General features: G+C 72.0%; 10 protein-coding genes. 2 read left to right on the top strand and 8 right to left on the bottom strand.

Going from position 1 to position 14,934, the window contains the following annotated elements; all coding sequences use genetic code 11:
• Positions 1-16 precede the first annotated feature (16 nt).
• The 3 genes from ACYVJ0_RS06440 to hrpA all read right to left on the bottom strand — a co-directional run bounded on the left by ACYVJ0_RS06440 (position 17) and on the right by hrpA (position 7,291).
• Entirely contained in the window at positions 17-2,233 is a 2,217-nt protein-coding gene (locus ACYVJ0_RS06440; protein WP_460816763.1) for an NADP-dependent isocitrate dehydrogenase, read from the bottom strand.
• Positions 2,234-2,370: 137 nt separating this feature from the next.
• Complete coding sequence (locus ACYVJ0_RS06435; protein ID WP_460816762.1) at positions 2,371-3,198, bottom strand: sulfurtransferase; 828 nt, start codon at positions 3,196-3,198, stop codon at positions 2,371-2,373.
• Between the two features lie 31 nt (positions 3,199-3,229).
• Positions 3,230-7,291 (bottom strand): ATP-dependent RNA helicase HrpA, encoded by a 4,062-nt coding sequence (hrpA, locus tag ACYVJ0_RS06430; protein WP_460816760.1) that lies wholly within the window; start codon positions 7,289-7,291, stop codon positions 3,230-3,232.
• A gap of 100 nt (positions 7,292-7,391) precedes the next feature.
• Between hrpA and ACYVJ0_RS06425 the strand changes: the two genes are divergently transcribed.
• The gene (locus tag ACYVJ0_RS06425) at positions 7,392-8,684 is read left to right on the top strand and encodes a glycosyltransferase (protein WP_460816759.1); all 1,293 of its coding nucleotides are present in this window, start codon (positions 7,392-7,394) and stop codon (positions 8,682-8,684) included.
• A gap of 34 nt (positions 8,685-8,718) precedes the next feature.
• Complete coding sequence (locus tag ACYVJ0_RS06420; protein WP_460816758.1) at positions 8,719-9,555, top strand: aldo/keto reductase; 837 nt, start codon at positions 8,719-8,721, stop codon at positions 9,553-9,555.
• A gap of 62 nt (positions 9,556-9,617) precedes the next feature.
• Here the strand turns inward: ACYVJ0_RS06420 and ACYVJ0_RS06415 are convergent, their stop codons facing one another.
• The 5 genes from ACYVJ0_RS06415 to phnD form a co-directional block, all read right to left on the bottom strand.
• The gene (locus tag ACYVJ0_RS06415; protein ID WP_460816756.1) at positions 9,618-11,123 is read right to left on the bottom strand and encodes a dolichyl-phosphate-mannose--protein mannosyltransferase; all 1,506 of its coding nucleotides are present in this window, start codon (positions 11,121-11,123) and stop codon (positions 9,618-9,620) included.
• A 37-nt stretch (positions 11,124-11,160) separates the two neighbouring features.
• On the bottom strand, positions 11,161-12,036 hold the full coding sequence (phnE, locus tag ACYVJ0_RS06410; protein WP_460816754.1) for a phosphonate ABC transporter, permease protein PhnE: 876 nt from the start codon (positions 12,034-12,036) through the stop codon (positions 11,161-11,163).
• Positions 12,033-12,833 (bottom strand): phosphonate ABC transporter, permease protein PhnE, encoded by an 801-nt coding sequence (gene phnE / locus ACYVJ0_RS06405; RefSeq protein WP_460816753.1) that lies wholly within the window; start codon positions 12,831-12,833, stop codon positions 12,033-12,035. Before phnE (ACYVJ0_RS06405) ends, phnE (ACYVJ0_RS06410) begins: the two co-directional genes overlap by 4 nt.
• The gene (gene phnC / locus ACYVJ0_RS06400) at positions 12,830-13,630 is read right to left on the bottom strand and encodes a phosphonate ABC transporter ATP-binding protein (RefSeq protein ID WP_460816752.1); all 801 of its coding nucleotides are present in this window, start codon (positions 13,628-13,630) and stop codon (positions 12,830-12,832) included. The genes phnE (ACYVJ0_RS06405) and phnC overlap by 4 nt, the downstream gene beginning before the upstream one ends.
• A 77-nt stretch (positions 13,631-13,707) precedes the next feature.
• On the bottom strand, positions 13,708-14,727 hold the full coding sequence (gene phnD, locus ACYVJ0_RS06395) for a phosphate/phosphite/phosphonate ABC transporter substrate-binding protein (RefSeq protein WP_460816750.1): 1,020 nt from the start codon (positions 14,725-14,727) through the stop codon (positions 13,708-13,710).
• Between the last annotated feature and the right edge of the window lie 207 nt (positions 14,728-14,934).

Below are 14,934 nucleotides of genomic sequence, written 5' to 3'. Positions count from 1 at the left end.
GAAAGCGCGGCGCAGATCAAGAAAAGAAACCGTCGATCGCCGCATTCAGCGTGGCCGACGGGCGCATCACGGCCGCCGTCTTCGCCGCGTCGGGGCGGTAGTAGCCGCCGATGTCGGCGGGCGTGCCCTGGACCGCGATCAGCTCCTCGACGATCGTCTGCTCCTCGGCGGCGAGCTTCTCGGCCAGCGGGGCGAACGCCGCCGCCAGCTCGGCGTCGGCCGTCTGCTGCGCGAGCTCCTGCGCCCAGTACAGGGCGAGGTAGAAGTGCGAGCCGCGGTTGTCGATCGTGCCCAGCTTGCGGCCGGGGGAGCGGTCGTTCTCGAGGAACGAGGCGGTGGCGGCGTCGAGCGTGTCGGCGAGCACCTGCGCCTTCGCGTTGTCCTCGGTCTGGGCGAGGTGCTCGAACGAGGCCGCCAGCGCGAAGAACTCGCCCAGCGAGTCCCAGCGCAGGTAGTTCTCCTCCACGAGCTGCTGCACGTGCTTGGGGGCCGATCCGCCGGCGCCCGTCTCGAACAGGCCGCCGCCCGCCATGAGCGGGACGATCGAGAGCATCTTCGCCGACGTGCCGACCTCGAGGATCGGGAACAGGTCGGTGTTGTAGTCGCGCAGCACGTTGCCGGTCACCGAGATGGTGTCGAGGCCCTGGCGGATGCGGTCGAGCGAGAACTTCGTCGCCTCGGCCGGCGCCATGATGCGGATGTCGAGGCCCTCGGTGTCGAACTCGGGCAGGTACTCGTTCACCTTGGCGATGAGGTTGGCGTCGTGGGCGCGCTTCTCGTCCAGCCAGAACACCGCGGGGGTGTTCGACAGGCGGGCGCGGGTGACGGCGAGCTTGACCCAGTCCTTGATCGGGGCGTCCTTGGTCTGGCAGGCGCGCCAGATGTCGCCCGGCTGCACGTCGTGGCTCAGCACGGCCTCGCCGGCGGCGTTGACGACGCGGATGGTGCCGGCCGCGGCGACCTCGAACGTCTTGTCGTGCGAGCCGTACTCCTCGGCCTTCTGGGCCATGAGGCCCACGTTCGGCACGGTGCCCATCGTCGTCGGGTCGAGCGCGCCGTTGGCCTTGCAGTCGTCGATCACCGTCTGGTAGACGCCGGCGTACGACGAGTCGGGGATGACGGCGAGGGTGTCGGCCTCCTTGCCGTCGGGGCCCCACATGTGCCCGCCGATCCGGATCATCGCCGGCATCGAGGCGTCGACGATCACGTCGCTCGGCACGTGCAGGTTGGTGATGCCCTTGTCGCTGTTCACCATCGCGAGCGCCGGGCCCTCGGCCAGCTGCGCGTCGAAGGCGGCGCGGATCTCGGCGCCGTTCGGCAGCTGCTCGAGGCCCGCGTAGATCGCGCCGAGGCCGTCGTTGGCCGACAGGCCGGCGGCCTCGAGGTCGGCGCCGTACTGCTCGAACACGGGCGCGAAGTAGGCGCGCACGATGTGGCCGAACAGGATCGGGTCGCTGACCTTCATCATCGTGGCCTTGAGGTGCGCCGAGTACAGCACGCCCTCCTCCTTGGCCTCGCGCACGGTCTCGGCGAGGAACGCGTCGAGGGCCGCGGCGCTCATGAAGGTCGCGTCGACGACCTCGCCCTCGAGCACGGGCAGCTTCTCCTTGAGCACCGTGACGGTGCCGTCCTCGGCCACGTGCTCGATGCGCAGCGTGTCGTCGGCGGGGGAGACGTACGACTTCTCGTTCGAGGCGAAGTCGTCGTGGCCCATGGTCGCCACGCGCGTCTTCGAGTCGGCGCTCCATGCGCCCATCGAGTGCGGGTGCGCCTTGGCGTAGGCCTTCACGGCGCCGGGGGCGCGGCGGTCGCTGTTGCCCTGGCGCAGCACCGGGTTCACGGCCGAGCCCTTGACCTTGTCGTAGCGGGCCGCGATGTCCTTCTCGTCGGCGGTCTGCGGGTCCTCCGGCAGATCCGGCACGTCGTAGCCCTGCGCCTGCAGCTCGGCGATCGCGGCCTTCAGCTGCGGCACCGATGCCGAGATGTTGGGCAGCTTGATGATGTTGGCCGTGGGCTCGAGCGCGAGCTCGCCCAGCTCGGCCAGAGCGTCGCCGATCCGCTGCTCCTCGGTGAGGCGCTCGGGGAACTGCGCGATGATGCGGCCCGCGAGGGAGATGTCGCGGGTCTCGAACTCCACCCCCGCCTTCGCCGCGTACGCCGAGATGATCGGCAGCAGCGAGTACGTCGCCAGCAGCGGCGCCTCGTCGGTGTGGGTGTAGATGATCTTCGACATGCGGTGGCGCTCCAGTGATCGGGGATGTGCCGGGAAACTATCTCGATATCAAGATACCTGAGGCGGGTCGCGGGACCCGACGTCCATCCTCCCGGCTGGCCGCCCGGCGGGCAACTCGCGGCGCCGCCGCGTGGGGCTCAGGCGTCGCCGGTGGCGACGGGGCGGCCGGGCGTGTTCGACCACTGCGACCACGAGCCCGGGTACAGGGCGGGTCGCAGGCCCGCGAGCGTGGCGGCGACGAAGGCGTGCGAGGCGCTCACGCCCGAGCCGCAGTAGAGACCCACCTCATCGCCCGCGCCCACGCCGGCGAACCGGGCGCGGAGCTCGTCGGCGGGCAGGAAGCGGCCGTCCTCGTCCGCGAGCGTGGCGGTGGGCAGGTTGCGGGCGCCGGGGATGTGGCCGGCGACGGGATCGATGGGCTCGGTCTCGCCGCGGAAGCGCTCGGGCGCGCGCACGTCCAGCAGGGTGCCGGATCGGCCGAGCTCGGCCGCCTCGTCGATCGTGAGGCGCGGCAGGCGGCCGGAGCCGAGCGTGATCGATCCGGGCCCGGGAGCGTCGGGCCCCGTCTCGAGCGGGTGGCCTGCGCGCGTCCACGCGGACAGGGCGCCGTCGAGGATCCGCACGTCCACGCCCGCGTCGGCGAGCATCCACCACGCGCGCGCGGCCGCCATGGAGCGGGCGTCGTCGTAGACGACGACCTCGTCGCCGTCGTGCAGCCCCCAGCGCCGCGCGGCCGCCTGCAGCGCGGCGGGCTCGGGCAGCGGGTGGCGGCCGTCCGAGGGCGCGCCGTGCGCCGACAGCTCGCTCTCGAGGTCGACGTAGACCGCGCCGGGGAGGTGACCGGCCTCGAAGGCGGGGCGGCCGTCGGGGGCGTCGAGCCACCACCTCACGTCGAGCACCCGCAGGCGGGGGTCGCGCCCGATCCGCTCGGCCAGCTCGTCGACGGTGATCAGGATGTCGGCCATGACCCCACGATAGGCGCTCGCGCAGGCCGGGTCAGGCCTTCAGGGCCTTCTGCACGCGCTGCACCGAGACGGCTTCGGCCGTGCCGAGGCACTGGGCGAACAGGCTCACGCGCAGCTCCTCGAGCAGCCAGCGGGCCGTGACGAGCCGGGCGGGCGCGTCGGCGGGGAGCGGGATGGCGCCGCCGGCCTCGGCGAAGGCGGCCGCCGCGCGCTCGTACTCGGTCATCCAGGCGCGATCGCGCCCCGGATTGTCGGGCAGCTGCTCGAGCCGGATGCGCGCGCCCTCGAGGTAGCGCGGCAGGTGCCGCAACCGGTCGACGCCGGTGGCGAGCACGAATCCGGGATGGACGAGGCCCGCCAGCTGCCCGCGCACGTCGTTCAGCGCTCCCAGCAGCGTCATGGAGTTCGCGCGCTTCATGGCCTTCTCGACCTCGCGGGCGGCCGTGAGGATGCGCGCGACGAGCGAGACCGTCGCGAGCACGTCGTCGACCGATCCGCGGCTCACCTCGTCGCGCACCGCCTCGAACTGCGCGCGCGTGCGCACGGCGCCGTGGCGGACGAGCACGGCGTCGGCGACGGCGGCGCGGCAGTCCTCGATCACGGCGCGCGCCGAGGGGTAGGGCGACGCCGCGAGCGCGAGCTTCTCGTTCGCCGTGAGGTGGTCCTGGATGTACGACACGGGGCTCGGCACCTGCAGCAGCACGAGTCGCCGCACGCCCGCTCGGCTCGCGCGCCGTGCGTCCTCGGCCGTCGCCTCGACGCGGATCGCGACCGCGTCCTTCGCGTCCACGAGCGCCGGATAGCCGCGCACGACGCCGCCGGCGACCCTCGTGTCGACGACCTCGGGAAGATCGCCGAGATCCCAGTCCGTGATCCCGCTGCGCTCGATCGACGCGTGCACCGTCGTGGCCTGCGCCACGCGATCCGCGCCCTTCGCGGCCCGCTGGCCCGCCCGATCCAGCTGGCGCGCCACGCTGTCGCGCGCCTTGCCCGCCAGGCGCGCCTTCAGCTCCTCGAGGTCGCGGTCCGAACCCACCGCGCGGCCGCGGGCGTCGACGGCGCGGAACGACATGCGCAGGTGCTCGGGCACGCGGTCGAGCTCGAAGTCCGCCGCCGTGACGGGCTGGTTCGCCTGGCGCTGCACGAGCCGCGCGAGGGCGTCCGCGAGCGGCAGCGGCGGCCGGCCGGCGTGGTCCTCGGGGCCCTGGCCGTCGAGCTCCGCCGAGAACTTCGCGGCCCAGTCGGCCGCGGGCACGACGTGGCGGCGCATCGCCTTCGGCAGCGCCTTGAGCATGGCCGTGATGAGCTCGTCGCGCATGCCGGGCACCTGCCAGTCGAAGCCGGCGGACTCGACCTGTGCCAGCAGCGGCAGCGGGATCACGACCGTCACGCCGTCGTCCGGCGCGCCCGGCTCGAAACGGTAGGCGAGCGCCAGCGTCTGATCGCCCTGCGTCCACCTGGTGGGGAAGTCGCGCGCGTCGGCCGTGGCCGCGCTGTCGACGAGATCCTCCTCGCGCATCGTGAGCAGCTTCGGCTGGCGCGTGAGACCCTCGCGCCACCACGCCTCGAAGGAGCGCACGTCGAACACGTCCTGCGGGATCCGCGCGTCGTAGAAGGCGAACACCGCCTCGTCGCCGGCCAGGATGTCGCGGCGGCGCTCGCGCTCCTCGAGCTTCTCGAGGCGGCGCCGCAGCTCGGCGTTCTGACGCAGGAACTGGGTGACCTTCTGGGGCAGCGCCGACGGGTCCCAGTCGCCCTCGACGAGGGCGTGCCGCAGGAACAGCTCGCGCGCCGCAGGTCGGTCGACGCGGGCGAACTGGATGCGCCGGCGCGGCACGATCTCGACGCCGTAGAGCGTGACCTTCTCGTACGCGACGGCGGCGCCGGCGTCCTTCGACCAGTGCGGCTCGCTCACCTGCCGCTTGGCGAGGTCGCCGGCGAGCGGCTCGGCCCAGGACGGATCGATGCGGGCGACCGTGCGCGCGAAGAGGCGCGAGGTCTCGACGAGCTCGGCCGCCATGACGGCCTGCGGCCGCTGCTTGCGCAGCGCCGAGCCGGGGAAGATCGAGAAGCGGATGCCGCGCGCGCCGCGGTACTCGGCCGGGGCAGGCCGGCCGCGGCCCGCGGGCTTCGCGTCCCGGGTGTCGAGCGTGCCGATCTGCGACAGCAGGCCCGCGAGCAGGGCCTTGTGAATGGCCTCGCCCTGGGGGTGGCCGGTTTCGGGACCGTTCCTTTCAGAAGCGTCTCGCACGCCTCGGGCGGCGCTTCGCGCTGCGGGGTCGCTTCGCTCCACGCGCGCGCTGCGCGCTCGCACGTCGGCTTCGGCAGCTCGCGCGGAGTCGTCCGTTCCATCCGCCCGCCTCGGCTTCGGGAGCATGCCGCGGAGCTGGCGGTGGACGTCGAACCACTCGCGCACGCGCACGTAGTTGAGGAACTCCTGGCGGCACATGCGGCGGAAGGCGCTCGATCCGAGCTCGCGCTGCTTCTCGCGCAGGTGGTCCCACAGCTTGAGCAGCCCCAGGAAGTCGCTGGCCGGGTCGGCGAAGCGCGCGTGCGCCTGATCCGCCTGCTCGCGCTGCTCCTCCGGCCGCTCGCGCACGTCCTGGATCGACAGGCCCGCGACGATCGCGAGCACCTCCTCCTGCACGCCCGTGCGGCCGGCCTCCACGAGCATCCGGGCGAAGCGCGGGTCGATCGGCAGGCGCGCGATGTCGCGGCCGATCCGCGTCAGCCGCGGCTCGCCGCGCCCGGGCTGCACCGCACCCAGCTCGACGAGCAGGTCGAGCGCGGCCTTGACGCCGCGCGAGTCGGGCGGGGTGAGGAAAGGGAACTCCGAGATGTCGCCGAAGCCGAGCGAGAGCATCTGCAGGATCACCGAGGCGAGCGAGGTGCGCAGGATCTCGGGCTCGGTGAACTCCGGGCGGCGCGCGAAGTCCTCCTCGGAGTAGAGCCGGATCGCGATGCCCTCGCTCGTGCGCCCCGCGCGCCCGGAGCGCTGCTGCGCCGAGGCCTGCGAGACCGGCTCGATCGGCAGGCGCTGCACCTTGGCCCGGTTCGAGTAGCGCGAGATGCGCGCCGTGCCGGTGTCGACGACGTACTTGATGCCGGGCACGGTGAGCGAGGTCTCGGCGACGTTCGTGGCGAGGACGACGCGGCGCCGCACGCCGGCCACGGTCGAGCGCTCGAACACGCGATGCTGCTCGGCCGCGCTCAGGCGGCCGTAGAGCGGCAGCACCTCGGTGGGGGCGGCCTGGTTCGCGAACGCGCCGCGCACGGCGTCGGCCGCGTCGCGGATCTCGGCCTCGCCGGGCAGGAACACGAGCACGTCGCCCGGCGCCTCGCGATCGAGCTCGCGCAACGCCGCGACGATGCCCGACACCTCGTCCTCCGCTGCATAACGAAGGAGATCCGCATCGGGATCCGCGGGATCCGCCCCGTCCGCGCCCGCGGGAGGGGTCTTCTCCTTCGTTGTGCCGGCTGCGCCCTCGGGCACGAGCGGGCGATAGCGGATCTCCACGGGGTACGTGCGCCCCGAGACCTCGATGATCGGGGCCGGCGTGCCGTCGGGGGCGGCGAAGTGCGCGGCGAAGGACTCGGGATCGATCGTCGCCGACGTGATGACGAGCTTCAGATCGGGGCGCTGGGGCAGGAGCCGCTTGAGGTAGCCGAGCAGGAAGTCGACGTTGAGCGAGCGCTCGTGCGCCTCGTCGACGATGATCGTGTCGTAGCGGCGCAGCAGCCGGTCGCGGTGGATCTCGTTGAGCAGGATGCCGTCGGTCATGAGCGCGATCCGCGTCGCATCCGACACCTGATCCGTGAAGCGCACCTTGTAGCCGACGAGCCCGCCGAGCTCCACCTGCAGCTCCTCGGCCACGCGCTCGGCGATCGTGCGGGCGGCGAGGCGCCGCGGCTGCGTGTGCGCGATCCGCTGCCTGCCCAGCTCGAGGGCGATCTTGGGCAGCTGGGTCGTCTTCCCCGAACCGGTGGCGCCGGCGACGATGACCACCTGGTGCGCGCGCAGCGCGGCGGCGATCTCGTCCCGCGCGGCGCTGACGGGCAGCTCCGGCGGGTAGGAGATGGTGGGCTCGGGCATAGCCCTCCAGTCTATGGCTCGCGCGGCACGCCTCTGGCGTTCAACGGACGTTCCTGGTTCCGTAACACGCATGACGCATTCGAAGCCGCAGACTGGCGCGATGACCCGTCGACTCGTCATCGTCGTCCGTGCCGATCCCGTCATCTGCGGGCACTCCGGCGAAGCCCGCAACCTCGCCGAGGCGGCGCTGCTGCGCGGGTTCGACGACGTGCGCATCGTGACCTGGCCGATCGAGCGGCTGCAGGCGGCGGGCCTGCCGCTGAAGCCGCTCGAGACCGTGCTGCCGTACAGCGACGGGATCACGGTGGAGCGGCCCGAGCCGGTCGGCGACTACAAGGTGGTCGACGGCCGCTACATCGGCGGGCTCGTCGGGCGCCTCGTCGAGCTGTTCACCGACGGGGTGCCCACCGTCGCGATGTCGCTGTACCTCTCGCCGCACACCACCGCCGTCACCGACGCCGTGGAGGTCGCGCGCCGCACGGGCCTGCCCGTGAACGTCATCACGGTCGCGGAGGCGGTCGGATCGGACATCACCAACGTCGTGCGCCAGTGCATCGAGGCCGATCGCTTCGGCGCCGCCGCGCACGTGCTGGAGTCGTACCTGGCCAGCGACGTGTGCGTGGCGGTGAGCCAGTACACCAAGGACCTCATCGTCGAGGAGGCGCGCCACCTCGACGCCAAGCACGGCACGAGCTACGCCGCCCGCTGCGAGGAGCGGGTGGCGATCTCGTACCCCGCGATCAACGCCGCCCTGTTCGTCGGGCTCGACCCCGCCGACGTCGATCGGCACCTCGCGGCCCGTGGCCTCGAGCGCGACGGCTACGTGTTCTACCTGTCGCGCCTGGCGCGGGCCAAGGGCGTCGACGACCTCATCGCGGGCTTCGCCGCGTCGGAGGCGGCCCGCGACCGCCAGCTCGTCATCGCGGGGCGCGGCCCGGAGGAGATGGAGCTGCGGGCGATCGCGGCGGCCTCGCCGGCGGCCGACCGGATCCGCTTCCTCGTCGACGTGGACGACGCGGAGAAGCCGTTCCTGTTCGCGGGGGCCGCCGCGTACGTGCTGCCGACCAAGCCGCGCCCGGAGTTCATCGAGACGTTCGGGATCGCGCTGGCCGAGAAGGCGCTCGCCGGTGGCGGCCCCGCGATCACGACGCTGACCGGTGGCGTGGGGGAGGCCGTCGGCGACACCGCGATGATCATCGACGTGGACGCGCCCGATCAGATCGCCGCGGCGATCGATCGGGCGCTCACGATGGACGCCGACGAGCGTGCCGAGTGGGAGGAGCGCGCCCGCGAGCACGCCCTGCAGTTCGACCGGGCGAGCGTGTTCGACGCGCTGTTCGCCCGCGTCGCGGCCGTCGAGGCCGAGCGCGAGCGGGTGCGCGCCGGCTCGTGACCCCGGTGTCCGGGGTGAGCCGTAGGCTGGTGCCATGACCGTTCCCACCGTGAAGCTCAACTCCGGTTACGACATCCCGCAGCTCGGTTTCGGCGTCTTCCTCGTGCCGCCGGCCGAGGCCGAGAAGGCCGTCAGCGAGGCGCTCGAGGTCGGCTACCGCCACATCGACACCGCCGCGATCTACAAGAACGAGGAGGGCGTGGGCGCCGCGATCGCCAAGAGCGGCATCCCGCGCGAGGAGCTCTTCATCACGACCAAGCTCTGGAACGACCGCCAGTCGGGCGAGCAGCCGCACGACGCGATCCGGGAGAGCCTCGACAAGCTCGGCCTCGAGTACGTCGACCTGTACCTGACGCACTGGCCGACGCCGCAGCGCGACACGTACTCCAACGCGTGGCAGAAGCTGATCGAGATCCGCGACGCCGGGCTGTCGCGCTCGATCGGCGTCTCGAACCACCTGCCCGAGCACCTGGATCGCCTCGTCAAGGACACGGGCGTCGTGCCGGCCGTCGACCAGATCGAGCTGCACCCCGCCTACCAGCAGTCCGACGTGCTGGCGTGGGGCGAGGCCAACGGCATGAAGATCGAGTCGTGGGGTCCCCTCGGCCAGGGCAAGTACCCGCTGTTCGAGAACCCCGCCGTCGCCGCGGCGGCCGAGGCGCACGGCAAGACGCCCGCCCAGGTCGTCATCCGCTGGCACCTGCAGCGCGGGTTCATCGTGTTCCCCAAGTCGGTGCGCAAGGAGCGCATGGCCGAGAACTTCGACGTGTTCGGCTTCGAGCTGACCGACGCCGAGATGAGCGCGATCACCGCGATCGACCCGGGCGACGGCTCGGGCCGCGTGGCCACGCACCCGCTCGAGTTCAACTGATCCCTGCGGATCGCACGGGCCGGCTCCCTCGGGGGCCGGCCCTTCGCGTTGCGGTGATCGCGTCAGATCCAGCCGGGCAACCACATGTGCAGGTACCAGAGCCGGTACGGCTCGAGGATGCCCGTCGACAGCGGCAGGAACCAGAGCGCCGACAGGCCGGCGAGCACGAGGAACGCGACCGAGACGACGACCCAGGCCCGGCGCCGGCGGGCGGCATCGAACGACGCGAGGATGCGCTCGTCCGGGGTCGGATCGGGCAGCAGCACCGGCTCGCGCACCCGGCACAGGTGCTGCACCGCCAGCGCGACCGCCAGGCAGACGAACGGCAGCATCGCGATCGAGTAGAACTGGAACGTCGTGCGCTCGGGGTACAGCAGCCACGGCAGCCACGTGACGGCCACGCCCACGAGCGGCACGGCGAAGCGGATGCGGCGCGTGCGCACGAGCGCGACGGCCAGGAAGACGAGCGCCGCGATGCCGGCGTACCACGCGATGGGGTTCGGCAGGCTCGTGATCACCGCCAGGCAGTCGTCGCTGCCGAGGCACGAGGCGTGGCCGACGTCGGGCCGATCCGTCCACATCGCCGTGGGGCGCAGCAGCAGCGGCCACTCCCAGCCGGGGCTCGCGTACGGATGGCCCGCGCTCAGCCCCACGTGGAAGCCGTAGACGGCGCGGTGGTAGTTCCACAGCGCGACGAGGGGGTTCGCGTCGGACTGGCGGTCGTAGCCGCCCGCGGTGACGAGCCACCCGGTCCACGACGCGAGGTAGGTCAGCGCCGCGACGGGCACGAGCAGCAGGAACGACGCCGGCCCCTGCCGCACGATCGCCGAGGGCAGCCAGCCCTCGATCCGCGCCCGGCGCCGGTCGAGCGCGTCGCGCGCGACGAGCCACAGGCCGAGCCCCGCAAGCGCGTAGAGCCCCGACCACTTCACCGCCGTCGCGGCGCCGAGGGCGATGCCGGCGGCGAGCACCCACGGCCGGCGCCACATCACGGGCCCCAGTGCCGTGCCGCGCGCGGATGCGAGGCGGCGCCGCGCGCCCTCGTGGTCGATCACGAGGAACAGCACGGCGAGCAGGATGAACAGGGCGAGGAAGCCGTCGAGCATCGCGACGCGGCTCATCGCGATCCCGAGCCCGTCGACCGCCAGCAGGCCGCCCGCGATCGCTCCGACGGCCACGGATCCGGAGATCCGCCGCCCGATCGCGTACAGCACGACGGCCGTCGCGACGCCCGCCAGCGCGACCGCGATGCGCCATCCCGTCGGGTCGCCCGGTCCGAACGCCGCCATCCCGAGCCCGATCAGCCACTTGCCGAGCGGCGGATGGACGACGAACGACGGATCGGTCGTGAAGGACTGCGTGTCGCCGGCGGCGAAGGCCGCGTCGATGTCATCGGGCCACTGCGCCTCGTAGCCGAGGTTCCACAGCGACCACGCGTCCTTGACGTAGTAGGTCTCGTCGAACACGAGCTCGCTCGGCCGGCCGAGCGCGATCAGCCGGGGCAGCGCCGCGAGCACCGCGACGAGCAGCGGCGCGAGCCACTCCCACGCGCGCGCCCGGATCCTCACCCGCCCAGCCTAGAGCGCGCGGGCTCGCACCCGCGGGTCAGAACACCTCGCGGTGGGAGAACTGCTCGCGGCCGATGATGCGGTGGCGGACGGCCGCCGAGAGCTGGTCGACGATGATCGTGACGACGACCGTCACGAGCAGCGCGATGCCGGCCCGCGCCCACTCGCGCCCGTTGAAGAGCTGGTCGAACAGGAAGCCGATGCCGCCCAGGCCCAGCATGCCGAGGATGGCGCCGGCGCGGATGTTCACCTCGAAGCGGTAGAGCCAGAACGAGACGATCTCGGGCATCACCTGCGGCAGCATGCCCCAGCGCAGCACCGACAGTCCCGACGCGCCCGTGGCGCGCAGCGCCTCGACCGGGCCGGGCTGCAGGTCCTCCAGTGCCTCGCTCGTGAGCTTGCCGAGCGTGCCCACCGATCCCACGCCGAGGGCGATGGCGCCGGCGGCGGGGTGGAAGCCGAACAGCGGCAGCAGGAAGACGATCGCGAGGATGAACTCGGGGATCGCGCGGATGACGTTCAGAATCGTGCGGCTGATCCACACGAGCCACTGCGGTGCCACGTTCCGCGCCGCGGCGAAGCCGAACGGCACCGACAGCACGGCGCCGATGAGCGTGCCGATCCATGCGATGTAGACCGAGTCGAACATGAAGTCGAACGCGACGGCCCACCACTCGCGATGCGGATCGGCGAACGGGTTCGCCCAGAAGCCCTCGGTGAGCAGGCGGGCGTAGAGGACGACGCGCTCGGGCAGGCCGAGCAGGGCCAGCCAGTCGGCCCGCAGCGCGACGGCGCACACGACGATGACGGCCGCGACCGCGACGAAGGCGATCGTGGCGGGCAGCTTGGACGGCGCCTTCGGGCGCTGCGCGGCGCCCGCGGGGCGGGCGGCGGTGTTCACGGCGGCGCTCACATCAGCCTCTTCCGCAGCGACTGGGACACGACGTCGAGCACGATCACGATGACGATGAAGCCGACGACGATCGCCGAGACGTTGTCGTAGTTGAATCGGGCGCGTTCGACATTCAGGGCCTGGCCGATGCCGCCGGCTCCCACCATGCCGATGATCGCCGAGGCGCGCAGGTTGATCTCGAACACATAGAGCACGTACGAGAAGTAGCCGGGCCAGATCTGCGGCAGCACGGCCGTGACGATCCGCTGCATCGTCGAGGCGCCGGAGGCGTCGGCCGCCTCGAGGGGGCCGCGGTCGATGCCGTCGATCGTCTCGCTTGTGAGCTTGGCGATGATGCCCATGTTGAAGATGACGAGGGCGAGCACGCCGGCCAGCGAGCCGATCCCGACCATCGCGACCATGAGGTAGGCCCAGCCGATCTCGGGCAGCGAGCGCAGCACCGAGAGGAACCAGCGCACCACGCGCAGGAACCACGACGAGCGGTTCGAGGTGTGCGAGCCCATGAGCGCGAACGCGAGACCCAGCACGGCGCCGGCGAACGAGGCGATCACGGCCATCAGCAGCGTCTCGATCCACTGCGGCCACACCTTGAGCACGTACGCCCAGTTCGGAGTGAGGTACTGCTGGATGATGCCCCACGAGCGCGGATTGCCCTCGATGAACGGCATGATCGTGAAGTCGATCTGGACGGCCGACCACACCGTCATGGCGACGGCGACGATGCCGACGACGATGAAGAACGGCCTCGGGGCCGGCTTGCGCGGCCGCGCCGAGGTGGGAGCGGCGGGAGCGCTCATGCGCCGTCCGGGAGGTCGATCTGCACGGCCGCCGAGCCGGGCAGCACGTCGTCGGCGCTCAGCGAGCGGCCGTAGATCTGCTCGAAGACGGCGTCGTCGGTCTCGTCCGCGGTGCCGTCGAAGACGACCCTGCCGGCGCGCATGCCGATGATCCGGTCGGCGTACGTGGTGGCGAGGTCGAGGAAGTGCAGGTTCACGACCACCGTGATGCCGAGCTCGCGGTTGATGCGCTGCAGATCGCGCATCACCATGTTGGCGGTGGGCGGATCGAGCGACGCGACGGGCTCGTCGGCCAGGATCACCGACGGCTCCTGCGCCAGCGCCCGCGCGATGGCCACGCGCTGCTGCTGGCCGCCCGAGAGCGCCGAGGCGCGGTTGTAGGCCTTCTCGACGATGCCCACGCGCTCGAGCGCCTGGAACGCCAGCTCGGTGTCGGCCTGGCGCCACCACCCGAACAGGGCGCGCCACCACGGCGTGCCGTGCAGGCGCCCCGTGAGCACGTTGTTCAGCACGGTGGAGCGCGACACGAGGTTGAAGGACTGGAAGATCATGCCCACCCGCGAGCGCAGCTCGCGCAGCCCGCGGTTCGAGGCGCCGTCGACGCGGAAGCCGTCGACCTCGAGCGTGCCGGAGCTCGTGCGCACGATGCCGTTGATGGTGCGGATGAGGGTGGACTTGCCGGCCCCGGACAGGCCCACCACCACGACGAACTGGCCGTCGGGGATCTCGAGGCTCACGCCGTCGAGGCCCTTCGTGCCGGTGGGGTAGGTGACGGAGACGTCGTCGAATCGGATCACGTGTCGCTGCAATCGCCGAGGGTGGGGGTGATGGGTACGAGGGTACGGGCCCCGGCCGCGGCCGGGGCCCGTGAGGATCACTCCTCGCCGAAGTTCGCCTCCACCTGGCGGGCGGCGTCGAGCGCATCGAGATCGGCCTCGACGAGGCCGTCGATGTTGTAGACGGCCTGCAGCACCTCGACGCCCTCCTCGGTGTCGGCGATCGCGAGGAACGCGTCGGTGATCTTCTGCTGCCACTCCTCCGACAGGTCGCTGGAGACCGCGACGCCGTCGTTCGGGATGTTCTCGGACCAGGCGAAGACCGTCAGGTCCTGGCCGATCGTCGGGCGCTCGGCCACGACCTCCTCGCGGGCGTCGTCGAAGCTGACGCCGACCGTGGCGTCGCCATCGTCGACCGCGATGACGGCGTTGGGGTGGCCGCCGGCGAACGTGGCGCCGGTCAGGGCGAACGGGTCGAGGCCGGCGACGTCCTGCAGCTGCGTGGCGGGGTAGTAGTACCCCGAAGCCGAGCCCTCGTCGACGAACGCGATCTTCTCGTCCTGCTCGATGAGCGCGATGGCCTCCTCGCCCTTCGGGCCGGTGACCTCGTCGGCGTCGGTGCCGTTGCAGAAGGTGAAGACGCCGTCCTCGGTCTCCTTCTCGACGATCTCGTCGAGGCAGAAGCGGTCGGTGTCCTTTGTGAACCACTGGGTCACGTAGGTCGACGAGCCGTAGCGCACCGACTGCAGGATCGGCACGGCGCCGGCCTGGTCGGCGGCCTGCACGAGGGCGATCGGGCCGAACATGCCGATGTCGGCCTGGCCCGCCTGCATGGCCGTCACGAGTGCGGCGTAGTCGGTGGTGACCTCGGCGGTGACGGGGATGCCGAGCTCGTCCGAGAGCAGGCCGCCGAGCTCCTCGGCGTCGAGCACGAGCTGGTCGACGTCCTGCGAGGGGACGAGGCCGAGCACGAGCTCGGTGGGCGCCTCGCCCGAGCCGGTGTCGCCGCCATCGCCGGCGGTGTCACCCGACCCGGCGCAGCCGGCCAGGACGAGGGCGAGCGTCGCGGCGCCGGTGAGGGCGAGGGCCGCGCGCTTCGGGAACGTGCTGTGAGTCAAGGTTCTCTTCCTTCGGGACGACGCGCCGTGCGAGCGCGTGCGGGCGGGACGACATCCGAGAAGCGGTGCCATCCTGAAAGTAGCGCGCCCGATCCCGCTCGGACAGATCGTTCACGAGGATGTAACCGGATGGTCGACTGGTCCACGGACCGGAGCGGCCGGCGGCCCGGCCTCGCGCGACGGTCCGGCGTTCCCCGTAGCCTGGAG

The organism is Microbacterium petrolearium, from assembly GCF_054782875.1.
This window is presented reverse-complemented; position numbering and strand designations above follow the sequence as displayed.